Genomic DNA, 22,267 nt, shown 5'->3' with positions numbered 1-22,267 from the left:
GGACACTAGATGTGTGCCCGGAGTGGTGTAGCTAGGCCCCTTTCCTTTCCTGAATCTCCGGGCACTTCAGGAACGAGTGGGAACTGGAGTGGTCTGCGCATGCAACTGACGTCCCTCAACATGCACATTGCCGGTCTGTCGCGCTGCCGCCGCGATCCGGGTGTGATGTCCGTCGAACAAGCCCATGCCGCAATGCAATTGCACCTCGATTGCACCGTGCAGACCTGCAAGGTGCGCCGGCGCGCCCGGGCCACCCTGGTGGAGGGCGGACGGGTCGTGCTCGACGAGCGCGCGCTGCCATGACCGGGCACGTGAGGTCGTCCGTGCAGATGAAACCGACCAGTTACGAACGTTTGGTGCACCGCCTGCTCTGGCTGGCACTCGACGCCCACCGTACGAAGGCTTCGCGGCCGGGGGTGTACCGGGGAAGGCCCCCCGCCGCGATAAACGCTGCCGCACAGCGCTTTCGAACGCCCCGCGCCTAACCTCCGGGTTGCGGTGGCGCAGTCCCCATCGCGTGCAGCAGCGCGGTTCGGCCCGTCCGTTCCACAGACGGCGGGCGGGCCGAACCGCACCCAAGTTCCGGTGTGACGCCTACCCTGGAATCCACCCCGCGTTCTTCCGAACGCGAGTGTGCCCGGGGTGGAGGGGAACACCGTTGTTGGCCTTCGAACAGTCGCCGGTTCCGGCGTGCCGGACCGCGACACTGGCGGATCTCGACGCGATCCGCACGCTCGAGGTGGTCGAGTTCGAGCATCTCGCGTATCCGTATTTCGTGCTGCGGCAGCTCTTCGAGTTGCACGGAGCAAACTGGACGGTTATTGAAGAGTCCGGGGAGGTGCGCGGCTACGTGCTCACCGCCATCGGCGACCGGGGCGCGGCCTGGTTCCTCGGGTTTGCCGTGGCCGCCGACTGCCAGGGCCGCGGCATCGGCCGGGCCCTGCTGGAAGCCGCCCTCGACCGCTGCCGCCGGGCCCGCGCCGAACAGGTCTACGTCACCGTGAAACCCGGCAATCGCGCCGCCTACCACCTCTACAAAGAGGTCGGATTCGTGTGGACCGACCACGAGGGCACCTACTTCGGCGCCGACGAGCCCCGAGATGTCCTGGTACGCCGGATTTATCATTGATCATGCTCGAGAAAAGCGCGCCCTCTTCGCCTTGCGTGGCGGACATGAGCATGCGCATCGAACGCCACGCCGACACCTATGCCGACAGCGTCACCGAATTCCTCGAGCAGCCGCACCGGCTGCGCCGGCGCGCGACCGAACAGCCGCTGCTCGACCTGTTCACCCGGCACACCGAAGCCGTGGTCGCCACCTACGATCCGCCCGGAATCCGCAGGGCCGGTGATAGTCTCGTCTTCGGCCACATCTACGCGCCGCTGCTGCGCCATACCGCCACCGCCACCCCCGACACCATGCCGGTCAACAAACTGCTGGCCGCGCTGATCGCCGCCGAGGTGGAGTTCCGGGGTCCATTGCGCCTGAGCCGCACCCAGAACCGGCTGCTGGCCGAGGCCTACGAACGCCTGGGTCCGCCGCTGGTGCAGGCGGGGCTGCCCGCCCACGCGGCGCTGGCCTACCGGCGCGCGGGCAGTCTGTACCGCATCGACGAGGACACCGACGCCGAGGACCGCTGCGGGCTGGCCCAGGCCCGGGCGCGGCGGCTGGCCCAGCCGGTGAGCTGGAAGCGCATCGGCGGCCTGTTCCCGGACCTGATCTGCGGCTACGGGTATCGGCCCTTCCGCATGCTGTGGTTCGTGGTCGTGCAACTGCTGGTGTTCCTGGTGGCGGTGCTGCTGCGGGCGGATCAATCGACCGCCGACACCGTCTTCCAGGTTCTGATGAACTACCTCAATCCCCTGGGGATCGGGGATACCCAGCACGTGAAGGTGGGCGGGCGCGCCATCTTCGTGATCGAGAGCTACCTGGGCGCGGTCACCATGTCGGTGTTCTTCGCCCTGCTGGTGCGCCGCTGGTGCCGGCTCTGAAGCACAACCGGCTCACCATTGAATGGTGCTGATCTTGGAGCTGCGCAAGGCATCCAGGGTCGCCACCGCCAGGCGGTCGCGCAGCTGGCCCACCTGGGCGGTCCACTGCCGGGTGAAGCCCGGGTCGGACTCCAGCCGGGTCCACAGCTCGCGCAGCCGGGGCGGGGTGTGCGCGCCCGGCATCCACAGCTGCACCAGCCGTTCGAGCAGCGGCGCCAGCTGGGTGGACGGACTGCGTTCCGGTGTCGGCCGATCGGCTTCGGCCAGCGCCGAGCCGACGGTGGACAGCAGCCAGTCGTGCACGGCCAGGTCCTCGCAGAACCGTTGCACCCCAGCCAGATCCCGGGCGGTCGGCACCATGATCCGCACCGACCGGGTGGCCTCGTCCTCCAGCCGGAAAGCGAACAGGGTGCGCCCGCGCACGCTGCCGCCCACCGGCGGCGCGACCCGCGCCGCCCAGCGCAGCCGGGTGGCCGCGGAACGCACCGGCGGATCCTGATCGAGTCGCGGGTCGGTGCGCACCCGGGTCAGCAGCCGATCGCTGATGGACCCCAGGTCCAGGGTGGAGGCGCTGGAGCCCTCCAGGAAGCCCTCGGTGAGATCGACTGCCGCCGAGGCGTCGTCGGCAATGCGGTGCCACGCCTCCAGAGTCCCGACCTGGGTCAGATAGTGCGACCAGGGCCGGCGGTTCTTGTCCTCCGCCCGGACCACGGTCGAGCAGGCCGAATTCTGCGCCACCCGACCGCCGACCAGAACCGCGTGCGCGGCCACCGTCCCGATGGCGCGGGTCTCGTTGCGCGACACCGTCGCCAGCGCGCAGTCCACGCCCACCGCGGAACTCGGCGAGATGGCCAGCGCCAGTGGGCGTTCCCGCATCAGCACGCGCTGCCCGGGCAGCAGCGACAGCAGCGCCGACGCCTCGCGCGCCGCCAATCCGCCCGAGTTCGGCAACAGCCCCGTGCGCACCTCCCCCAGCAGCACCAGCGGATCGTTCATGTGCCCGCCATTCAGACGTCCCCGAGGAAGATGTGGTTCAACCGGCGTGTGGCCTGCTGCGGCACTTCCACCGGAATACGTTCGGCCGCACCGCGTTCGGCCAGCTTGGCCTGCACGTCGTCATCGAGCTGGAGGTGGTCGAGGATGACCCGGACCGCGTGTTCGATGCCCAGGTAGCCGTAGGGCAGCACGGACAGCGCCCGGTAGGCCGCGAACGGTTTGGCGTCGGGATTCAGCTGCATGATCGACGGCAGTCGCGACCAGTCGGAGGGCCACTGGTCGGTCCACGGCACCGGCGCGGCGACGATCGCGCCCTCGTCGCGAATCATGCCCAGCCGCAGCAACTGCCAGATGGTGGCCAGGAACGGGCAGGACCAGAGAATCCGCTCCACCCGCTCGCCCGCGACCTCCTCGAGCTGGCGGCTCCACAGCTGCACGTCCAGGAAGATCGAGTGATTGCGCGCGCCGAACTCCTCCGGCGGCCGGTAGCGCGCGATCCGCATGGCCTGTCCCGCATCGAATTCCGAGGAGCGGCGGCCATTGCACAGCCAGCCGGACTCCACGGTCGGCGGGCGGCGGCCGGTGCCGTCGTGCTCGGGTTCGGGCACGATGCGCGCGGCCATCATGGCGGCCAGCCGGACCGGCTCGCCGATCGGCTCACCGTCCAGGAACGACGGGACCTCGGCGCATCCGGCCTCCCGGGCCAGGTAGTCGATGGGCACGCCGCAGTTCTGCGCCGCCTCCAGCAGTTTCGGAATCACTTCGCGCGGCCCCGCGCTGCGCCGCGCGTCCCGGCCCCGGGTTCCGGTCCTGGTCCAGAAGTAGTCGTCGACCAGGAAGCAGGTGCTCACCCGCGCGCCCGGACCGAATTCTTCCGCCGCCGCGGCCTTCTGGGCCTCGACGATGGGCGCCACCTTGCGCAGCTGCGCGTGGATGCGGTCGACGCCGTTGACGAGCTCGTCCATATAGAAGTGCCCGACCTCGATGGACAGATGCGAGAGCGGCTGCCCGGCCACCCGATTGCGCTCGCCGGCCTCGCTGTAGTCGGTCGCGGAGCTCATCTGCGCACCTCCACCTGTTCCCAGACGGCCTGGTTCATGAGCTTCTCGGTGAGCTCGCGGAACGCCGCCACGGTCTCGGCATTGGCCACGTTCGCGGCCACGTCCACATCCAGGATCACCTGTTCCCGGCACTGCAGCATGGGCTCCACCGGAATCTTTCCGAGTATCCCGCTCTCGCCCATGCCGTGCCGGTTCGCCGCGCGGGTCAGGGTGTTGTGCTGTTCCTGCAGCCAGGCGGCCTGGGCCGGGCGCAGTCCGGCGGCGGCGTTGAGTTCGGGGACGGCGGTGCGGATGTAGCGCATGGAGTTCAGCAGCGCGGTCCGATCGTGGCCCCAGGCCATGCCGGTGGCCAGCACCCCGTGCTCGTCGTGCACCAGGCCGCGGGCCGCCGCGATGTGCTGGCGGGTCCAGCGGTGGAAGATCAGCCACCGGCACACCGCCCGGGCCAGCTGCGGATGCTTGGTGGCGCTGAGCGCCAGCGCCAGCGCGATGGACCGGCCCGCGCTCAAATCCACGAAGGTGACGTCGAATTCCTGCTCGCACAGGGCGAACAGGGCGGCGCAGCGGTCGATCATGCGCTCGTCGAGGGTGGTGAACTCGGAGCCGCCGAGGTCGCCGGGGAACAGCACCAGCCGGCCCGAGGGATGCCGGGAGCGGCTCAGTTCCAGGCGGTCGGTCTCCGAGCGCACGCTCAGCCGGGCGGGCGTGCCGTTCTCGTCGAGCAGGTAGGCGTGCAGGCCCGAGCCGTCGCGCACGCCATTGTCGATCCGGCTGATCTCGAAAGTGCCGCCCGCGGTGGGCGATCCGAAGTCGAAGTCCAGATAGGCGACCTTGTAGCCCTTCATGCTCAGCCAGTAGGCCATATTGCAGCTGGTGACCGAGCGTCCGGTGCCGCCCTTGTCCGAGGCCGAGAACACGAGCACGGTCACACACTCCTGGTGGCGTCGAACCGGGAGTAGGCGAGCTCGTCCAGTTCCAGTAGGGCCTGCGAGACGAGACTGACGGCGGTGCCGGGACGCTCGTCGATGAGCGTGCGGGCGCGTTCCAGGCGCTGCTCGGCCAGGGCCAGGGCGGTGCGGCCCGCGGACATGTCGGTCTCGTTGAGCTCCAGCATCTCCCGGTTGAGCAGGTGCTCGGCCTCCATCAGCAGTTCCATGGCCCGGGTCACCGAGGTGGGCGAGCGCAGCGGCGGTTCCCGGTACATGCGCGCGGCGGTCACCATGCACTCGACCACCCGCTCGGTGAGATACCAGGAGGGCAGATGGGTTCCGGGTCCGCCGAAGATGCGGCTGGGATCGTCCCAGAGGCCGGTGGCCGGGCCCTCGCGGAAGGCGCGCAGATCCAGGTGGTCCATGGTGGCCTGGGCCAGCGCCATCAGCTGATCGCGGGTCTCGACGGTGCCCGAGAGCCGGGCCGCCTGCAGGGTGCGCTTCAAAAGCACGGTGGCGTAATCGGATACCGTCCACAGCAGCAGCGGGCCGTCGAGCTCCTCGCTGCCCAGCAGACGCAGACTCACGCCGGGGGTGTGCATGGTGCGGGCGCGATCGTCCTCGGTGAAGCGGCGGGTGATCCGGCCGCGCCGGGCCAGATCCTCGAAAATCGTCGCGGCGCGGTCCAGATCGTCGTCATTGGCCTCGCGGTTGAGCAGATCCTGCATGAGCACCGCGGACACGATGAGACTGAAGTAGTCGGATTCCTCGCCGTCGGAGGTGCGCCACGGAATGTCCTCCAGCGGCCAGCGCCCGGTGCCGAAGCGCGCCACCGCCGCCCAGTAGCGCTGGGCCAGATCCCAGCGCAACTGCAGCGCCTCGGCCAGGCGGCGCTGCTGGGCATTGAGCAGGTCGAGTTCGCGGGTGCGCACCGAGGTGAGGTCGTTGATGCCGTCCAGGGCCACCACGGTGAAGTGCAGGTAGGGGCGGGCGATGGCGTGACCGGTCTGGTCGGCGATGGCCATGTCCACGAAGTCGATGGCCGCGGCCTTGCGCACGATGGCCCAGCTCCAACCGAATTCGAACAGCATGTCCTCGCTGTCCAGATCGACGCCCTCGACCTGGCTCAGGGTGGCGTCGTTGCGTAGTCGGATGCGGACCCGGTCCAGGCGCTGCTGCACCGCGTGCACCACTGTCTCGGTGGAACCGCCGGTCTGGTTGAGCATGGACAGCATGGCCCGCCCGGCCTCGGAGCCGGGGGCCACCGTGTTCACCACGAAGCTGCGGATCAGGCCCACCATGGCGGCGGTGAGGCGGACATTCACGCGGGCGTCCAGCGCGTCGATGCGCGGGCCCAGCTCCAGGGCCACCCGGGTGCGCCGGCGCACCGCCAGTTCGGCGACCGGACCGCTGAGGCCGCGCAGGAATTTCAGCGCGGCCAGGCACAGGGTCAGCGACATGGAGTAGGAGTCGACGACGTCCAGCGCGCGCTGCGCGGCGGTCGGCTCGGTGCCGTCGGAGGCGGCCAGATAGCTGCCCGCCGCGAAGATCGGCAGCTCGGACGAGGTTCCCGGATCGCCCTCGGTGTAGCGGTCGATGTACTGCTCGAGCAGCCACACCACGCGCTCGCCGATGCGCAGGCCGCTGTCGGCCAGGGGTGAGAGCACCGCGCGGATGTCGTCGGCGATCTCGTCGGGGCGCTCCAGGCCGAAGCCCTCGATCTCGGTGGCCGGGTACAGCAGGCACAGCAGCTGTTCGGCATCGCTGATGGAGTTGGAGCCGTTGCGGCCGCCCCACACCCAGGCTTCGTCGTGGTAGCACGCGGTCAGCAGCGACCGCCAGACTCCGAGGATCTGTTCCCGTGGCTTGCTTCTCATCGACGCCGTCCCCTGCCCTGTCGTGGCCAGCCTCGCCGTACAGCTATGAACGAGCGCGGCTGAAACTATCATGCGCCAGGGCCGCGTACCCGGTGGCGGGCAGTCTCGAAATCGCGTCGGGCACAGGAGAATATCGGGCAGATCGGGCGTGGGAGAGCGGCGGTCGGCGACCGCGCCGGTAGCGTCGCCGAGCATGGACCGGACGGCTCGCCACCGGACGACGCCGGGGCGCGGGCCGGCCGCCGTCGGCCTCGCGCTGCTACTGCCCAGCCTGATCGGGGTGGGCGGGTTCCTGCTGCTGCCCATCGCGGTGGTGCTGTGGCTGAGCGTGCACAGCTGGAATCTGTTGGGGCCCATCGAGTTCACCGGATCGCGCAACTGGCGCTCGGTGCTGACCGACCGGCAGTTCGGGCATTCGATACTGGTGACGCTGGCGCTGACCGGGATCGTGGTCCCGGTGCAGACGGCGCTCGGGTTCGCGGTGGCGGCCATGCTGACGCGGCGCGGGCGGGGCGGGAGCGTGCTGCGGGTGATGTACGCGCTGCCGTGGATGTGCGCGCCGGTGGCGGTGGGCGTGGTGTGGCAGTGGATCTTCGCGCCGACCGGCGGGGCATTGAACGCGGTGCTGGGGCGGCGGGTGGAGTGGCTGAGCTCGCCGGTGCTGGCGCTGCCCGCGGTGGCCTCGGTGATCGTGTGGATGAACGTCGGTTATGTGGCTCTGTTCTTCATTGCCGGGATCCGGGCCGTACCGGGGGAGATGCTGGACGCTGGAGCGCTGGACGGGGCCACCGGGTGGCGGCGGATCCGGTGGCTGATCCTGCCGCTGCTGCGGCCGACCATGTTCTTCGTGCTGGTGACCGGGGTGCTGAGCGTGTTCCAGACCTTCGACGCGGTGTACGCGCTCACCCGGGGCGGGCCCGACCATCACACGGATGTGGTTGCCATGCGGCTGTATTCGGAGGCGTTCGAGGCCGCGCATCCGGGGCGGGCGGCGGTCATGGCGGTGGTGGTGTTCGCGGTGCTGTTCGTGATCACGGTGGTCCAGCATCGGTATTTCCGGGATCGGACCGACTATGAGTACTGAGCGGTCGAAGGCGATACGGGCGGGTGCGGCGTACACGGTGCTGATCCTCGGGGCGCTGGTGACGGTCGCACCGCTGGTGCTCAGCGCGCTCACCGCGGTCAAGACGCCGAGGCAGTTCGCGAGTGAATCACCTTTGGCGGCACCACATCCCGCGACGCTCGACAATTTCGCGACAGTACTCGCGCAGGGACTGGGGCGCGCGGTGGCGGTCACCGCCCTGATGACGGTGTGCATCACCGGCGGGCAGCTGCTCGCCTCGATCATGGCCGCCCATGTCTTCGCGCGCATCGAATTCCCCGGACGCGACGCGCTGTTCTGGACCTACCTCGGGACCATGATGGTGCCCAGCGCGGTCACGCTGGTGCCGCTGTATCTGATGTTCGCGAAACTCGGCTGGCTCAATACCTTCTGGGCGCTGGTGCTGCCGTATCTGTTCGGCTCGCCGTACGCGATCTTCCTGCTGCGCCAGTACTTCCGGGCCATACCGGGCGAGATCATCGACGCGGCCCGGGTGGACGGGGCGGGCACCCTGGACATCCTGGTGAGCGTGGTGGTGCCGATGAGCCGCCCGATCCTGGCCACCCTCACGGTGATCACCGTGGTCTCGCAGTGGAACAACTTCATGTGGCCGCTGGTGGCGGCCTCCGGGCCGAAATGGCAGGTGCTGACCGTGGCCACCGCGAACATGCAGACGCAGTACGACGCGCGCTGGACGCTGATCATGGCGGCCACCACCCTCGCCATCGCGCCGCTGGTGGTGCTGTTCGTGGTGTTCCAACGGCAGGTGCTGCGGTCGGTCGCGGTGACGGGGCTGAAATGACCTGGCGGATGAAAGATTCCACGCGGGCCGTGCTCGGCATCGTGCTCGCCGCCGCGCTGCTGGTGGCCGCGGCGCTGTGGCTGGGGCGCGACGGCGAGAGCGGTGGGCGCACGGTGGTGCGGCTGCGGATCTGGGATCAGAGCTTCGTGGCCGCCTACCGGGCCTCCCTGGACGAGTTCCAGCGGTCGAATCCGGATGTCGAGGTGCGAATCACGCTGGTGCCGTGGGCTTCCTACGCACAGAAGCTGCGGCTGGACATGGCGGGCGGGATCGCCGACGACCTGTTCTGGACCAACCTGCACGAGGACTACGCCGACAGCGGGCACCTGATGGATATCGGTGCCGCGCTGGGACCCGACGCGGCGCGGGCCTGGGATCCCATGGCGGTCGCGCAATACACCCGCGCCGGAACACTCTGGGCAGTACCGCAATTCGTCGACGGCGGCAGTGCGATGTACATCAATCTGGATCTGCTGGCACGGGCCGGAGTCGAGCCCGGCGAGCTCGCCGCCGCGCGGTGGAGTCCCGATGCGGGCCAGGACACGTTCCGGCCGCTGTTGCGACGGCTGGCTCCGGTCTCGGCCTGGCCGTACAACGCCGCCAACGACTTTCAATCCATCACGTTGCCCTACCTCGGGTCGGCGGGCGGGCAGTTGCAACGGGACGGCCGGTTCGCCTTCGACTCACCGCAGGGGCGGGACGCCTTCGGATACCTCGTCGGACTGATCGCGGACGGGTTGTCGCCCTCGGCCGCCGACACCAACACCAGTGGCGACTTCGCCGAGAACGCTTTCGTCCAGGGACGCATGGCGCTGTTCCAGTCGGGCACCTTCAATCTGGCCACCATTGCGGGCAGTGCCGGATTCCGTTGGGGCACAGCCATGCTCCCGGCCGGACCCGCCGGGCGGGTGAGCGCCGACAATGCGATCGGCGTCGCGGGCAATGCGGCCACCGCGCACCCGGAGGCGGTGCGGCGGGTGCTGGCCTGGCTGGGCAGCGCCGCGGGCAATCGCTACCTCGGATCCGACGGGGCGACCATTCCCGCGGTCGTGTCCGAACAGCAGGTGTACCGCGACTACTGGACGCGGCGCGGGGTGGACGTATCGCCGTTCTTCGAAGTGCTGCGCGGCACCAGAATCACCGGCGGCAGTGGTCCCGGCTTCCCGGCGGCCGTGCGGGCGATCACACCGATATTCGATGAGATGTACCTCGGCCGGATCCCGGTGCCCGAGGCCCTGACCCGGGCCCAGCGGGCGGGCGACGCCGCGGCCTCGCCACAGTGAACGCCGCTCAGATCCGGCTGTGATCGGTGTAGGGCGTGCGCGGACCGAACTTCGGCTTGCGCGCGAATCCGGCCAGGCCGAGCAGCCGGACGGCGCGATATCGGTGCGGGCGCAACGGTTCCAGGTATTCGACCATTTCATCGTCGTCGATCGGGCGGTCCAGCAGGGTCCAGCCGACCGTGGCCGCGAGGTGGAAGTCGCCCACCGACAAGGCATCCGGGTCGCCGAACGCGCGCTGGGCGATCTCCGCGGCCGTCCACACCCCGATGCCGGGCACGGTGCGCAGCCGCTTTCCGGCCTCGGCGTGGCTGAGCGTGGCCGCCTCCTCCAGCTTGGGCGCGACGCGCGACGCCAGCACGATGGTCTTGGAACGCTGCGGCCCCACATTGGCGCGGTGGTACACCCACGACGGAATGTGCCGCCAGGTCTCGGCGTCCGGCATTACGCGCAAACCCTCCGGTGCCGGACCGGGAGCCGGAGTTCCGTAGCGCCACACCAGTTTCCGCCAGGAATCGTGCGCGGTCTTGGTGTGCACCTTCTGCTCCAGCACCGCCGGGACCAGCGCCTCCCACACCAGGCCGGTGCGCAGCATGCGCAGCCCCGGGTTGCGGCGGTGCGCCTCGGCGACCTTGGGGTGCTCGGGGTCGAAGTCGCCCAGGTCCTCGTCCAGGCACAGCATGGCGGGCAGTTGCTCCAGGAACTCCTCCGCGCCGGGACCCCACGCGCGCGCGTCGACCGTGTGCCCGTCGAGCTGCCGCAGCCGGTAGGTGACCTCGCCCGATGGCAGGCGGGAGGCGTGCCAGTGCGAACCGTCCGGGGTCTGCCGGTGACAGGGATCGCCGAAGCCGTGACGCAGCGGGGAGATGGTGGCGGCGAGGTCCAGCAATCGATCGGATCGGAGGCTGCGGGTGCGCTCGCGGGCGGTCGGTGCGGGCGGCGCTGAAGTCACCGCGACATTCTATTTGCTAACGTGAGGATCGAAGTCGGCGATGGTCAGTCCGATGGTCGGATGAGGGAAGGGCAGCCGTCGCGTCCATGGTTCACGGATGCGGCGGGTGCCCTTCATTTTTGCTGTTCATGGGGTTCCGACAGGAATTGGGCGAGGTGCCGGGACGGGCGGTCGGCCAGCTGTGACGCCTGGGTCCGGCAGGAGAATCCATCGGCGATCAAGATCGAATTTTGGGATGCGGAGCGCACCGCCGAGAGCAGCCCGCGCTCGGCGACCGCGACCGAGATGTCGTAGTGGCCGCGCTGCATTCCGAAGTTTCCGGCAAGTCCACAGCATCCGGTGATTTCGATCACCGCGGCACCGGTGCGGCGCAGAATTCGGCGGTCGGCCTCGAAACCGAGCACCGCGTGCTGATGACAGTGCGGCTGGACCAGGACGGTGGTCCCGGCACGGTCCGGGGGCCGCCAGCCCGGGTGGGTCTCGAGGAATTCGGACAGGGTGCGGACCGCGCCCGCCACGGCCGCGGCGCGTGGATCCTCGGGCAGGAGACGCGGGAGATCCTCCCGCAGGGCGGCCGTGCACGACGGTTCCAGGCCCACCACCACGCCGCCCGATCGGACGTGCGCGTCGAGGGCGTCGACGGTGGCGCGCAGCCGTTTTCGCGCGCCGTCCAGCTGGCCGGTGCTGATCCAGGTGAGACCGCAGCAGACGCGGCGGCCGGGGACGGTCACGCGATGACCGAGCGACTCGATCAATGCGAGGGCGGCGGTGGCGATCTCGGGATCGAAGGCATCGGTGAAGGTGTCGATCCACAGCATGACCTCCGCTGCGCCGTCCGTGTTCGGGCGTGCCGAGCGGCGAAAACTCCGGTCCGCCAGGACCGGGATCTCGCGTCGCGGGTCCATTCCGGCCAGCCGCAGCCCGAGGCGGCGCAGCGGACGCACGGCACCGGTCGCATTGATCAGGCGTGGCAGCCGGGTGGCCGCGCCCAGCCACAGCGGCAGTCGTCCCAGGGTGTAGTGGTCGATCGGGCGGGGCCTGCGCCGATAGCGGCGGTACAGGGTCTCGGACTTGTAGGTGGCCATCTCGACCCCGGCGGGGCAGTCGGAGTGACAGGCCCGGCAGGACAGGCAGAGATCCAGCGATTCGGCGACCGCCTCGGAACGCCAATCCAGTGCTCCCCGAACGACTTCCTGGAGTATCCGGGCGCGACCCCGGGTGCTGTCCTTCTCGTCCGCGGTGGCCAGATACGACGGGCACATGAAGCCGCCGGACGCGTGGGTGTCGGCGCGGCATTTGCCGACGCCCACGCAGCGGTGCACGGCCGTGGCCAGATCGCCATCGGCGGGGAAGGTAAAACCGCCGGTGGTGGGCAGCGGGCGCACCCCGGCCAGCCGGAGATCGGCGTCGAGGGGGCGCGGATGCACCAGCACGCCGGGATTCAGCACGTCGCCGGGATCGAAAAGAGTCTTGAAACCGGCGAAGGCATCCAGGGCGGCCCGGGAGTACATGTGCCGCAACAGTTCCGAACGGGCCCGGCCGTCGCCGTGCTCGCCCGAGAGCGAGCCGCCGAACTTCACCACCTGCCGGGCGGCGTCCTCGAGGAAGGCCCGGAAGCGTTGCGGCGCATCGGCGATCGGCAGATCCAGTCGCACGTGGATGCAGCCGTCACCGCAATGGCCGTACAGCAGGCCGTCGAGGCCGTGCTCACGGGTGAGGAGCTCGAAGTCGCGCAGGTAGTCGCCCAGGCGGTCCGGCGGCACCGCCGCGTCCTCCCAGCCCGGCCAGGCCGGATGGCCGTCCGGGGTGCGACCGGCCAGGCCCGCGCCGTCGGCGCGAATGGCCCACAGCGCCTTGGCCACCGCCGGATCCATGACCAGCCTGGAGTCCAGCGCGTGCGCGGTCGCGCGCAGCGTTTCGGCCTGCGCACGCGCAGCTTCGGCGGTGTCACCGGCGATTTCGACCAGCAGCCAGCCGCCGCCGCGTGGCAGTTCGGGCACCGTGCCGCGATGCGCCCGCACCACATCCACCAGCCGCGCGTCCATGCCCTCGACCGCGAGCGGGCGCGCCGCCATGACGGCGGCGATATCGTCTGCCGCCGTGGGCATGTCGGGGTAGCCGAGCACCACCAGCACGGTGGCGGCAGGTATCGGGACCAGGTCGACCGTCGCGTCCAACAGCAGCCCGCACGTGCCCTCGGTGCCGACGAAGGCCTTGGCGATCGACGAACCGTGTTCCGGCAGTAGATGTTCCAGCGCGTAGCCGGAAGCCTGCCGTTCGAATCGGCCCAGCTCGGTGCGAATCAGAGCCAGGTGCGCACGGGTGAAATCGGCCAGGCCCGCGACGGCGGAGAGCTCGTTGGCCAGGGTCCGTTCGACGCCCAGACCGTCGAGAATCCGCAACTCCCGCACCGTATCCGAGGTGCGGCCCCAGGCCACCGCGCGCGGCCCGCAGGCGTTGTTGCCGATCATACCGCCCAGCGTGCAGCGGTTCTGCGTGGACGGATCCGGGCCGAATCGCAGCCCGTGCGCCCCGGCCCGCCGCTGCAACCCGGCCAGCACCAGGCCCGGCTGCACCCGCGCGATCCGCCGCTCGGGATCGAGTTCGAGCACCGCGTTCATGTGGCGACTGAAGTCCAGCACCAGCCCCGGCCCGATGGCATTGCCCGCCACCGAGGTTCCCGCCCCGCGCGCGGTCACCGCCAGCCCCTCCGTCCGGGCGATGTCCAGGGCCGCGCTCACATCGGCCGCATCGCGCGGGAAGACCACCCCGCGCGGCAGCACCCGATAGTTCGAGGCGTCCGAGGAATACTCGGCCCGTCGCCGGTCATCGGTATCGACCTCGCCGGTGATCGCCCCGCGCAACGCTCGCTCCCACGCCTCGCTCACGCCCCCAACCCTAGGCCCGCGGCGACGGTGTTCCGTGGATCCGGCCCCCGGCGGCACCTCGGCTCCGCGCCGGGGGACAGTCCTCGGCACACCGCTGTGCTCGGGCGGGTCGGCGTGCGGTCGCCGACGGCGGATTTCGCTCAGCGCGAACCCCTGGGCTGGACGGAAGGGCTTGAACTCAACCTTTGTTCAGGTCTTAGTGTCGGTGGTGCAGGGTTCGATGGGACCCGGACGTGAGGAGCGGGGATGAGTATCGAATCCGTGGCGTGGAACCAGCTGTATCGGCAGATGAACGCGCCCACCGAGCAGCGGCCGCTGCGGCTGGCGACGGCCCGCCGGATTCTGGCGTTCGCGCGCCCGCATCATCGGCGGCTGGTGGCGTTCCTGGTGTTCAGCATTGTGTCGGCGCTGCTGGCGGTGGCCACCCCGGTACTGGCCGGGCGGGTGGTCGACGCGATCGTCGGGCACGGCGCACCGCGCACGGTGATCGTGCTGGCGGCCGTCATCGCGGCGGTGGCGGTGCTGGATGCCGGTCTGGGACTGGTCATCCGGTGGCTGTCGGCGCGGATCGGGGAGGGGCTCATCTTCGATCTGCGGACCGCGGTGTTCGATCACGTCCAGAAGATGCCGATCGCCTTCTTCACGCGCACCCGGACCGGCGCACTGGTGAGCCGGTTGAACAATGACGTCATCGGGGCGCAGCGGGCCTTCAGCACCACCCTGTCCGGCGTGGTCACCAATGTCGTGACCCTCGCGCTCACCCTCGCCGTCATGCTGCGGCTGTCCTGGCAGATCACCCTGCTGGCCCTGGTGCTGCTGCCGGTGTTCGTGGTGCCCGCGCGGCGCATGGGCGAGCGGCTGGCCGGGATCCAGCGCGAGTCCGCCGGGCTCAACGCTTCCATGAGCGCCCAGATGACCGAGCGGTTCTCCGCGCCGGGCGCCACCCTGGTGAAGCTGTTCGGGCGGCCGCGGCAGGAGTCGTCGGAATTCGGCCTGCGCGCGGGCCGGGTGCGCGATATCGGCGTCCGCACCGCCATGCTGCAGACGGTGTTCGTCACCGCACTGACCCTGGTGTCCGCGCTGGCGCTGGCCCTGGTCTACGGGCTCGGCGGCTACCTGGCGCTGAAGGGTGAGCTGGAACCCGGTGCGGTGGTGGCGCTCTCGCTGCTGCTGACCCGGCTGTACTCGCCGCTCACCGCGCTGGCCAGCGCCCGGGTGGACGTGATGTCGGCGCTGGTGAGCTTCGAGCGGGTCTTCGAGATCCTGGATCTGAAACCGCTCATCCAGGATTCGCCGCTGGCGGTGCCGGTGCCCGAGGGCCCGGTGGCCGTGGAGCTGGACGAGGTCAGCTTCGGTTACCCGGCGGCGGACAAGGTGTCGCTGGCCTCGCTCGAGGATGTGGCCACCCTGGACACCCGCGGCGGTGAGGAAGTGCTGCACGGGGTTTCGCTGCGCGCCGAGCCCGGGCAGCTGGTGGCGCTGGTCGGCTCCTCCGGGGCCGGGAAATCCACCATCGCGCAATTGGTTTCGCGGCTCTACGACGTGGACTCGGGCGCGGTGCTGCTGGGCGGCCGGGATGTGCGCGAGCTGACCGGGCAGTCCATTCAGGACACCGTCGGCCTGGTCACCCAGGACGGGCATCTGTTCCACGACAGCATTCGCGCCAACCTGCTGCTGGCCCGGCCCGAGGCGACCGAAGCCGAACTCTGGGACGCCCTGGAGCGCGCCCGGTTACGCGAGCTGCTCGAGTCCCTGCCCGACGGCCTGGACACCGTGGTCGGCGAGCGCGGCTACCGGCTCTCCGGCGGCGAGCGCCAGCGGCTCACCATCGCCCGGCTGCTGCTCCAGCAGCCCCGCGTGGTGATCCTGGACGAGGCCACCGCCTCGCTGGACTCCACCTCCGAGGCCGCCGTGCAGGAGGCCCTGGCCGAGGCACTCGACGGGCGCACCGCGCTGGTCATCGCACACCGGCTGTCCACCATCCGCAATGCCGACCAGATCCTGGTGCTCGAGCACGGCCGCATCGTGGAGCGCGGCACGCACGCCGAACTGCTCGCCACCGAGGGGCGCTACACCGAGCTGTACCGCACCCAGTTCGCCGACGCGAGCGCGCCCGCCGCGGCCTGACACCGCCGCGGGTCACGAAAACCGTTGTCAGGGTGCTGGAACGGTGAATGATCCGCCGGTCAGCGCCGTGGGTGTGGTCGAGGTGGCGGTGATGGTGAGCGGGCGCGGGGCGTAGCTGTCGAGGGGTTTGCCATCGGCGGTCACGCCGGTGAAGGTGACCGGTGTGAAGCCGGGCACGTTGTAGGGGATGGATTCGACGACGGCCAGCGCCCCGGTCGGCACCACCGGGTTCCGCGAGGTCGCCCCGAAGCGCCAGCCCCGGGTGGTGTCCGCCACGACCAGGCGGTAGGTCTCGTGCCCGTCCCAGGTGATGGTGGCCTCGAGCTCGTCGCCCGGCATGGTCGCCGGGGTGTCCCAGTTGTTGCCCGGGGCATTGGCATCCGGTTCCGGCATACCGGCCTGGTCACCGAACGAGGGCGTCTCGAAGAAGGCCTGGTGATAGGCCACCCCACCGTCGCAGATCACCGCGGTGCCGGTCTGGATCAGGTGGCGGTCGGTCGCGCCGTTCATGCCGACCAGGCCGATCCAGGTGGCGACATGCGGGACGAACAGCACGCCCTCGACCCCGCCCGGCACCGCCGCCAGCCCCGGAATCCGCTGGATCGAGGAGCCGGTCATGACCGTGTTCACCAGGCCGCCGGGTATCCCCGAGGGCGGGCAACTCACCTCGGGCTCGCGCCAGTGCGCGGTCAGCACCGTGAACTCGGGTGCGACCGCGCCGTATCCGCTGTACACGTCGGCATTCGGCGTCAGCAGCGGCGCGGGCGCGGCCGGATCGGCCCAACCGGACCCCGGGTGGGCGGCGGGGCCGAAAACGGCCGCCATGACGGTAAGAGCCAGAGCCGCAGACCTTTTCACCACAGCGAGCCTAGCCGCGGGTCCGACACGTTGCCGGATCGGCAAAAGAATTCGAATTCGTGTCGGCCGCGCCGATAACGTCGGGCGCATGGGTTCTCATACACACGGGCAGGCGGACGGGCACGAACATCGGCATTCCCACGGACATGGACACGGCCACGGCCACGGGCACACGCACGACGGCATCGACTGGGCGACCATGATCCCCGATCTCCAGCGCGACGACGCCATCGCGACCGCGGCCAATGCCGAGATCGCCCGGCGGCTGATCGCGCTGCTGCCCGCCGGAACCGAACCGACCGTGCTCGACATCGGGGCCGGAGCCGGTGGTCAGAGCGTGGCGTTCGCGCGCGAGCTGATCGCGCGCGGCGGCGGGCGGCTGATCATCGTCGACGCCGTCCCCGAATTGCTCGACGTGGCCCGGCAGTCCGTCAAGGACGCCCTCGGCGGCGACGATCGCGTGCGCGTGGAGACCGTCCAGGCCGACGCCGCCGCCGACGGATTCGGCGACCGGCTGCCGCCCGCCGATCTGGTGTGGGCCTCGCGCTCGGTGCATCACCTGCCCGATCAGCAGGCGGGCACCGCGCGCCTGGCCGGACTGCTGCGGCCCGGCGGCTGGCTGGCCCTGGCCGAGGGCGGGCTCCCGATGCGTTGCCTGCCTTGGGAACTCGGCGTCGGCGCGCCCGGTCTCCAGGATCGGCTGCTGGCGCTGCGCGAGGCGGGCTTCGCCCAGATGCGCGCCGACATCACCGGTTCGGTTCCCATGCCCTACGGCTGGAATGTGGCGTTGAGCCGGGCCGGGCTGACCGAGGTGGGCTCCTTCAGCGTGCTCACCGACCATCCCGCGCCGCCGTCGCCGCCGGTGCGCGACAGCGTCATCGCGTGGCTGCGGGGTTTGACCGACCGGGTCGGCGACCGCATCGGCGAGGACGATCGCGCCACCCTGGCATTGCTGCTCGATCCGGCCCTCGACACGTATATCGGTGCGCGCGATGACATCTACCTGCTCGGCGCGACCACCGTTTTCCTGGGCCTTTCGGAAGGCGGCCGATAGCCCGCACGCATGACGGGCACGGTCGTGATCCGACCGTGCCCGAACCGACACCGTGTTGTGGCCGCAGAAACCGCCCTGACGTCCCGAAATGTCCTGCCATGCGGCATAATTCGAGCTCCCATGGCATAACCCACATGATCGTTTCACATGCCGGGGGAGGAGTTTCGGTGACCCGTACCAAGGAACAGCGGCAGACGTCCGCAGTTCGTGTCGATGATGTCGAGCGCATGTTCGGTGCGCGGCGCAATCAGCCCGCCGCCGAAGCGCCGCCCCTGGAGCTACGGGTGAACGGCGGCACCAAGCGCACCGACGACGACTGGACGGTCCCGAAAAAGCTGGTGGCCGACTGTGTTTCGGGCAAGCTGGTGGTGGATTTCACCCGGGCCCGCTGCTCGCGGCGCGAGATCGACATCCAGGTCACGGCCGGCGGCGGGACGATCGTGCTGATCGTGCCGCGCGGCTGGCGGGTCGACATGGACGCGGTGACGCCCGGCGGCGGCACGGTGTCCAACCGGGTCAAGCTGCCCCGGTTCCCGGGCGCTCCGCTGATCCGGGTGGTGGGCCAGGTGGACACCGGCACGGTGAAGGCGCGCTACGCCTATCGCTCGCCGCTGCGCCGGCTGCGCCGGCTGCGCCGCTCCTGACCGTTTCCGCAGATCCCGGCATTTCGGGAGACCATGCGGTATGACGGAAGGGTGACGCGCTGGCTGCTGCACGTCGACCTCGACCAATTCCAGGCCGCGGTCGAATTCCGGCGGCATCCCGAGCTGACCGGAGAGCCGGTCATCGTGGGCGGCAACGGGGATCCCACCGAGCCCCGCAAGGTGGTGTCCTGCGCCTCCTATCCCGCCCGAGCATTCGGGGTGCGCGCGGGCATGCCGCTGCGCACTGCCGCGCGGATCTGCCCGGACGGCGTGTTCCTACCCCAGGACCTGGCGTTCTACGCCGAGGCTTCCGAGGAGATCATGGCGCTGCTGCGCACCTTCCCGGGCCGGGTCGAGGTGCTCGGATTCGACGAGGCGTTCCTGGCGGTGGATACCGACGACCCGGAGGAATTCGCGCGCGAGATCCGCGCCGCCATTGCCGAATTGGGGCTGACCTGCGCGGTCGGCATCGGGGACAACAAGACTCGCGCCAAGCTGGCGACCGGCTTCGCCAAGGCGGTCGGCAAAGCGGGGAAGCCGGACGAAGCCGCGGACACCGAGACCGGGACCGGGATCTTCCGGCTCACCGCCGACAACTGGGTCGAGCTCATGGCGCACCGGCCCACCAGCGCACCGTGGGGGATCGGCGCGCGCATCGCGAAGCGGTTGAGCGGCTTGGGTATAGAGACCGTCGCGGAGCTGGCGGCGGCCGATCGTGACAAGCTCGCGGCCGAGTTCGGCCCCAATACCGGACCATATTTCTGGGTACTGGGGCCCGGAGCGGGCGACACCGATATCTCGGAGCCGCGGGAGCCGGTGGGCCACAGCCGATCCGAGACCTTTCCACAGGACCTCACCGAACCCGGCGAGATCGATGCCGCCGTGATCCGGCTGGCCACCCAGGTGGCCGAGGAGACCGCGGCCGAAGGACGGGCGGTGGGACGGGTCAGCGTCACCGTTCGAACCAAGACCTTCTTCACCCGCAGCAAACAGCGGAAACTGCCCACCCCCACCCCCGATGTGGACGAGATCGTGCGGACCGCGGTACAGGTGCTGCATTCCTTCGAGCTGGACCGGCCCATCCGGTTGCTCGGAGTCCGCGTCGAGTACGCCATGCTTTGATCAGGTTGCACCCTACGGAAGGCACTCTCGCGATGAGCGACTACGAGAACATCCTGTTCGAGCATGACGGCCCGATCGCCCGCATCACGTTGAACCGGCCGAACGCCGCCAATGGCATCGATCAGGCGCTCGCCGACGAGTTGGTGCGCGCGGCCCAGTACTGCTCCGACGATCCGGCGGTCAAGGTCGTGGTGCTGACCGGCGCGGGCCGGTTCTTTTCGGCGGGTGGCGATGTGCGGGCCATGGCGGCCAGTGCGGACACCGGGGAGTTCATCGAGCGGCTGGCCGACACGCTGCACCGCGCGGTGTCGGCGCTGGCGCGGATGGACGCGCTGCTGATCGTCGGTGTGAACGGCACCGCGGCGGGTGCGGGCATGAGCCTGGCGGTGGCGGGCGATCTGGTGGTCGCGGCCGAATCCGCCTCGTTCACCATGGCTTACACCAAGGTCGGCCTGAGCCCGGACGGCGGCGCGTCCTACTACCTGCCCCGCCTGATCGGCGTGCGCAAGACGCAGGAGCTCATGCTCACCAACCGCACGCTGTCCGCGGCCGAGGCCCTCGACTGGGGTCTGCTGCACCGGGTGGTGCGCGATGTGGAACTCGCCGACGCGGTGGAGACCCTGGCGCAAGAGTTCGCGACCGGACCCAAGGCGTCCAATGCCAATGTGAAGAAGCTGCTGCTGGTGTCGTCCCAGCACAACCTGGAAGAGCAGCTGAACCTGGAGGCGTCGTTCATCACCCGCTGCTCGTCCTCGCCCGACGGGCAGGAGGGCATTGCCGCATTCGTCGGCAAGCGCGCCCCGAAATTCGCCTGAGCCCTCGAAAATAGCCTGGGCTCGGCCGCTTTCACCGACCTGACCAGCACCGCGAGCCCTATGCTCGGGACCATGGAGTTCCAGGCGATGGTGGCACACGAATCGGACAGTGGGATCGCCCTCGTGCGCGAGGAAGTCAGCGACGGCTTCCTCATGCCGGGTGAGGTGACGATCAAGGTGCACTACTCGAGCGCCAACTACAAGGACGGGCTGGCCATCACACCGCGCGGCGGCGTGGTGCGCCAGTATCCGCTCATTCCCGGAATCGACCTCACCGGTGAGGTATTCGCTTCCACCGATCCGGAATTCGCGCCCGGTGACCTGGTGGTGGCGCACGGCTACGAGATCGGCGTCTCGCACCACGGCGGATACGCCGAATACGCCCGGGTGCCCGCCGGGTGGGTGGTGAAGCTGGACGGGCTCACCCCGCGCGAGGCGGCGGCCATCGGCACCGCGGGCTACACGGCGGCCATGAGCGTGCAGGCGCTGCTGGATCGGGGCCTCACTCCGGACGCCGGACCGGTCCTGGTCACCGGCGCGACCGGCGGCGTCGGGAGCGTGGCGGTCGATATTCTGGGCGGACTCGGCTTCGAGGTGATCGCCTCCACCGGCAAACTCGGTGCGAGCGAACTGCTTTCGACCCTCGGAGCGAGCAGCGTCATCGGCCGACTGCCCGGCGAGGGCGAGAAGCTGCGGGCCCTCGGCAAGGCGCAGTGGGCCGCGGCGGTGGACAGCGTCGGCGGCACCTCGCTGGCGCATGTGCTCAGCACCGTCAAATACGGTGGCGCGGTCGCGGTTTCGGGCCTCACCGGCGGCTCCGATCTGCCCACCACGGTGATGCCGTTCATGCTGCGCGGGGTGTCCCTGCTCGGCATCGACTCCGCGCATTTCCCGATCGCGCAGCGCCGCGACCTGTGGGCGCGCCTGGCCAAGGACCTGAAGCCCCAGCACCTCTCACTGCTGGAGAACTACGCGCCGATCACCGAGGCGGAATCGGTGCTGCATTCGATCCTGGACGGAACCCACTCCGGTCGAACGGTTCTCGGCGTCGCGGGCGAGTTCTAGCCGATCACGGCGCGCACGAGGTTGTGGTCGGAGGCCCCGGCCACATCCTCGACGACCAGGTCGCGCACCGGAACTCCGCGCGTGGCCACATGATCGATGAACTGGGACTTCGACCCTGAATCCCGCGGGCGGGTCGGGACCGAATCCCATGGGAACACGGCGACGGTGTACTCCGCTCCCAGGCTCTCGGCCAGGGCGGCCCGGTCGATATTGAAGTCGCCGAGCAGCACCGCCGGACCGGATACGGTCAATTCGCGCAGGCGCGCGAGCTGATCGCCGCGACGGCGGTCACCGGAAACGTGGGTGGCGACGATCCGCAACCCGTCCAGTTCGATCGCCAGCGCGCCCTTGCCCGGGTCCAGGGTGAAGGGCTCGGCGGCGAGCTGCCGCGCGGTGCCGTCGACCATGATCACCAAATGTTCGGACCGATCGTCCAGGACATTCGGCAGGCGGCGCGGACTCGGCACCCGCGGGTAGTCCAGGACGTGGAACTTCCTGGCGGGCAGCGCTTTCCGCAAACTGGCGAGCTGATCGCCGCTGACCTCCATGAGCGCGACGACGGTCTCGGTGCGGGCCGCGACGGTGGCGGTCACGGCCGCGATGCGCTTGGTCTCCTCCGGCCACCGCGCCGCGATATCACTGGCCCAGTTGTCGGCGTGAATGCGGTGCAGGACATTCCAGCTGGCGACGGTGATCACCACAG

20 protein-coding genes are annotated in these 22,267 nt (G+C 69.9%); 12 read left to right on the top strand and 8 right to left on the bottom strand.

The features are described 5' to 3' along the window. Nucleotides 1–99: 99 nt before the first annotated feature. The 3 genes from NS2_RS16780 to NS2_RS16770 all read left to right on the top strand — a co-directional run bounded on the left by NS2_RS16780 (nt 100) and on the right by NS2_RS16770 (nt 1,992). Nucleotides 100–303: a hypothetical protein gene (locus NS2_RS16780; protein WP_033088299.1), complete on the top strand. Its 204-nt coding sequence runs from the start codon at nt 100–102 to the stop codon at nt 301–303. 355 nt (nt 304–658) lie between these two features. Further along, a complete protein-coding gene (locus NS2_RS36070; RefSeq protein ID WP_045437901.1) occupies nt 659–1,129 on the top strand; it encodes a GNAT family N-acetyltransferase in 471 nt (156 codons plus the stop codon). A 44-nt stretch (nt 1,130–1,173) separates the two neighbouring features. Continuing rightward, nucleotides 1,174–1,992 carry a hypothetical protein gene (locus NS2_RS16770; protein ID WP_033088300.1) on the top strand — a complete coding sequence of 273 codons (819 nt, stop codon included), beginning with the start codon at nt 1,174–1,176 and terminating at the stop codon, nt 1,990–1,992. Between the two features lie 12 nt (nt 1,993–2,004). Here NS2_RS16770 and NS2_RS16765 read toward each other — a convergent pair whose 3' ends face one another. Genes NS2_RS16765 through NS2_RS16750 form a run of 4 tightly spaced genes read right to left on the bottom strand, consistent with a single transcriptional unit; the run spans nt 2,005 to nt 6,855 of the window. Continuing rightward, entirely contained in the window at nt 2,005–2,988 is a 984-nt protein-coding gene (locus NS2_RS16765) for an SCO2521 family protein (RefSeq protein ID WP_033088301.1), read from the bottom strand. 11 nt (nt 2,989–2,999) lie between these two features. Then, the gene (locus NS2_RS16760; RefSeq protein ID WP_033088302.1) at nt 3,000–4,049 is read right to left on the bottom strand and encodes an SCO2522 family protein; all 1,050 of its coding nucleotides are present in this window, start codon (nt 4,047–4,049) and stop codon (nt 3,000–3,002) included. Continuing rightward, nucleotides 4,046–4,978, bottom strand: a complete 933-nt coding sequence (locus NS2_RS16755; RefSeq protein WP_228102560.1) for an SCO2523 family variant P-loop protein — start codon at nt 4,976–4,978, stop codon at nt 4,046–4,048. Before NS2_RS16755 ends, NS2_RS16760 begins: the two co-directional genes overlap by 4 nt. Then, complete coding sequence (locus tag NS2_RS16750; RefSeq protein ID WP_033088303.1) at nt 4,975–6,855, bottom strand: SCO2524 family protein; 1,881 nt, start codon at nt 6,853–6,855, stop codon at nt 4,975–4,977. The genes NS2_RS16755 and NS2_RS16750 overlap by 4 nt, the downstream gene beginning before the upstream one ends. A 193-nt stretch (nt 6,856–7,048) precedes the next feature. Between NS2_RS16750 and NS2_RS16745 the strand changes: the two genes are divergently transcribed. Genes NS2_RS16745 through NS2_RS16735 form a run of 3 tightly spaced genes read left to right on the top strand, consistent with a single transcriptional unit; the run spans nt 7,049 to nt 10,042 of the window. After that, nucleotides 7,049–7,939, top strand: coding sequence for a carbohydrate ABC transporter permease (locus NS2_RS16745; protein ID WP_052086537.1), 891 nt, complete (start codon nt 7,049–7,051; stop codon nt 7,937–7,939). Then, the gene (locus NS2_RS16740; RefSeq protein WP_045437894.1) at nt 7,929–8,759 is read left to right on the top strand and encodes a carbohydrate ABC transporter permease; all 831 of its coding nucleotides are present in this window, start codon (nt 7,929–7,931) and stop codon (nt 8,757–8,759) included. The genes NS2_RS16745 and NS2_RS16740 overlap by 11 nt, the downstream gene beginning before the upstream one ends. 8 nt (nt 8,760–8,767) lie before the next feature. Next, entirely contained in the window at nt 8,768–10,042 is a 1,275-nt protein-coding gene (locus NS2_RS16735) for an ABC transporter substrate-binding protein (protein WP_096490913.1), read from the top strand. A 7-nt stretch (nt 10,043–10,049) separates the two neighbouring features. Here the strand turns inward: NS2_RS16735 and NS2_RS16730 are convergent, their stop codons facing one another. Beyond that, nucleotides 10,050–10,991, bottom strand: a complete 942-nt coding sequence (locus tag NS2_RS16730) for a DNA-3-methyladenine glycosylase family protein (protein WP_033088305.1) — start codon at nt 10,989–10,991, stop codon at nt 10,050–10,052. 113 nt (nt 10,992–11,104) lie between these two features. Beyond that, nucleotides 11,105–13,879 (bottom strand): FAD-binding and (Fe-S)-binding domain-containing protein, encoded by a 2,775-nt coding sequence (locus NS2_RS16725; protein WP_033088306.1) that lies wholly within the window; start codon nt 13,877–13,879, stop codon nt 11,105–11,107. Between the two features lie 246 nt (nt 13,880–14,125). On the opposite strand from NS2_RS16725, the gene NS2_RS16720 reads away from it, so the two are divergent. Next, entirely contained in the window at nt 14,126–16,006 is a 1,881-nt protein-coding gene (locus tag NS2_RS16720) for an ABC transporter ATP-binding protein (protein ID WP_033088307.1), read from the top strand. Between the two features lie 27 nt (nt 16,007–16,033). Here NS2_RS16720 and NS2_RS16715 read toward each other — a convergent pair whose 3' ends face one another. After that, complete coding sequence (locus tag NS2_RS16715; protein WP_161789506.1) at nt 16,034–16,864, bottom strand: G1 family glutamic endopeptidase; 831 nt, start codon at nt 16,862–16,864, stop codon at nt 16,034–16,036. A gap of 88 nt (nt 16,865–16,952) precedes the next feature. On the opposite strand from NS2_RS16715, the gene NS2_RS16710 reads away from it, so the two are divergent. The 5 genes from NS2_RS16710 to NS2_RS16690 all read left to right on the top strand — a co-directional run bounded on the left by NS2_RS16710 (nt 16,953) and on the right by NS2_RS16690 (nt 21,564). Next, the gene (locus tag NS2_RS16710) at nt 16,953–17,918 is read left to right on the top strand and encodes a class I SAM-dependent methyltransferase (protein WP_096490757.1); all 966 of its coding nucleotides are present in this window, start codon (nt 16,953–16,955) and stop codon (nt 17,916–17,918) included. 167 nt (nt 17,919–18,085) lie between these two features. After that, a complete protein-coding gene (locus NS2_RS16705; RefSeq protein ID WP_052086538.1) occupies nt 18,086–18,562 on the top strand; it encodes a hypothetical protein in 477 nt (158 codons plus the stop codon). Nucleotides 18,563–18,613: 51 nt separating this feature from the next. Then, on the top strand, nt 18,614–19,684 hold the full coding sequence (locus NS2_RS16700; RefSeq protein WP_186817601.1) for a DNA polymerase IV: 1,071 nt from the start codon (nt 18,614–18,616) through the stop codon (nt 19,682–19,684). A gap of 32 nt (nt 19,685–19,716) precedes the next feature. Then, nucleotides 19,717–20,499, top strand: coding sequence for an enoyl-CoA hydratase/isomerase family protein (locus NS2_RS16695; protein WP_033088310.1), 783 nt, complete (start codon nt 19,717–19,719; stop codon nt 20,497–20,499). A 72-nt stretch (nt 20,500–20,571) separates the two neighbouring features. Beyond that, nucleotides 20,572–21,564 carry an oxidoreductase gene (locus NS2_RS16690; RefSeq protein WP_045437906.1) on the top strand — a complete coding sequence of 331 codons (993 nt, stop codon included), beginning with the start codon at nt 20,572–20,574 and terminating at the stop codon, nt 21,562–21,564. Here the strand turns inward: NS2_RS16690 and NS2_RS16685 are convergent. Further along, nucleotides 21,561–22,262 carry an endonuclease/exonuclease/phosphatase family protein gene (locus NS2_RS16685; RefSeq protein ID WP_033088335.1) on the bottom strand — a complete coding sequence of 234 codons (702 nt, stop codon included), beginning with the start codon at nt 22,260–22,262 and terminating at the stop codon, nt 21,561–21,563. The genes NS2_RS16690 and NS2_RS16685 overlap by 4 nt on opposite strands. Nucleotides 22,263–22,267 lie beyond the last annotated feature (5 nt).

The organism is Nocardia seriolae NBRC 15557 (genome assembly GCF_007990715.1).
GTDB classification, from domain to species: Bacteria; Actinomycetota; Actinomycetes; order Mycobacteriales; family Mycobacteriaceae; genus Nocardia; species Nocardia seriolae.
This window is presented reverse-complemented; position numbering and strand designations above follow the sequence as displayed.

Bases quoted from the DNA above. Each gene is read 5' to 3' on its own strand.
- NS2_RS16770 (WP_033088300.1), top strand. From the start codon at position 1,174: ATGAGCATGCGCATCGAACGCCACGCCGACACCTATGCCGACAGCGTC.
- NS2_RS16780 (WP_033088299.1), top strand. From the start codon at position 100: ATGCAACTGACGTCCCTCAACATGCACATTGCCGGTCTGTCGCGCTGC.
- NS2_RS16750 (WP_033088303.1), bottom strand. From the start codon at position 6,855: ATGAGAAGCAAGCCACGGGAACAGATCCTCGGAGTCTGGCGGTCGCTG.
- NS2_RS16760 (WP_033088302.1), bottom strand. From the start codon at position 4,049: ATGAGCTCCGCGACCGACTACAGCGAGGCCGGCGAGCGCAATCGGGTG.
- NS2_RS16735 (WP_096490913.1), top strand. From the start codon at position 8,768: ATGAAAGATTCCACGCGGGCCGTGCTCGGCATCGTGCTCGCCGCCGCG.
- NS2_RS16720 (WP_033088307.1), top strand. From the start codon at position 14,126: ATGAGTATCGAATCCGTGGCGTGGAACCAGCTGTATCGGCAGATGAAC.
- NS2_RS16745 (WP_052086537.1), top strand. From the start codon at position 7,049: ATGGACCGGACGGCTCGCCACCGGACGACGCCGGGGCGCGGGCCGGCC.
- NS2_RS16695 (WP_033088310.1), top strand. From the start codon at position 19,717: ATGAGCGACTACGAGAACATCCTGTTCGAGCATGACGGCCCGATCGCC.
- NS2_RS16690 (WP_045437906.1), top strand. From the start codon at position 20,572: ATGGAGTTCCAGGCGATGGTGGCACACGAATCGGACAGTGGGATCGCC.
- NS2_RS16740 (WP_045437894.1), top strand. From the start codon at position 7,929: ATGAGTACTGAGCGGTCGAAGGCGATACGGGCGGGTGCGGCGTACACG.
- NS2_RS16710 (WP_096490757.1), top strand. From the start codon at position 16,953: ATGGGTTCTCATACACACGGGCAGGCGGACGGGCACGAACATCGGCAT.
- NS2_RS16765 (WP_033088301.1), bottom strand. From the start codon at position 2,988: ATGAACGATCCGCTGGTGCTGCTGGGGGAGGTGCGCACGGGGCTGTTG.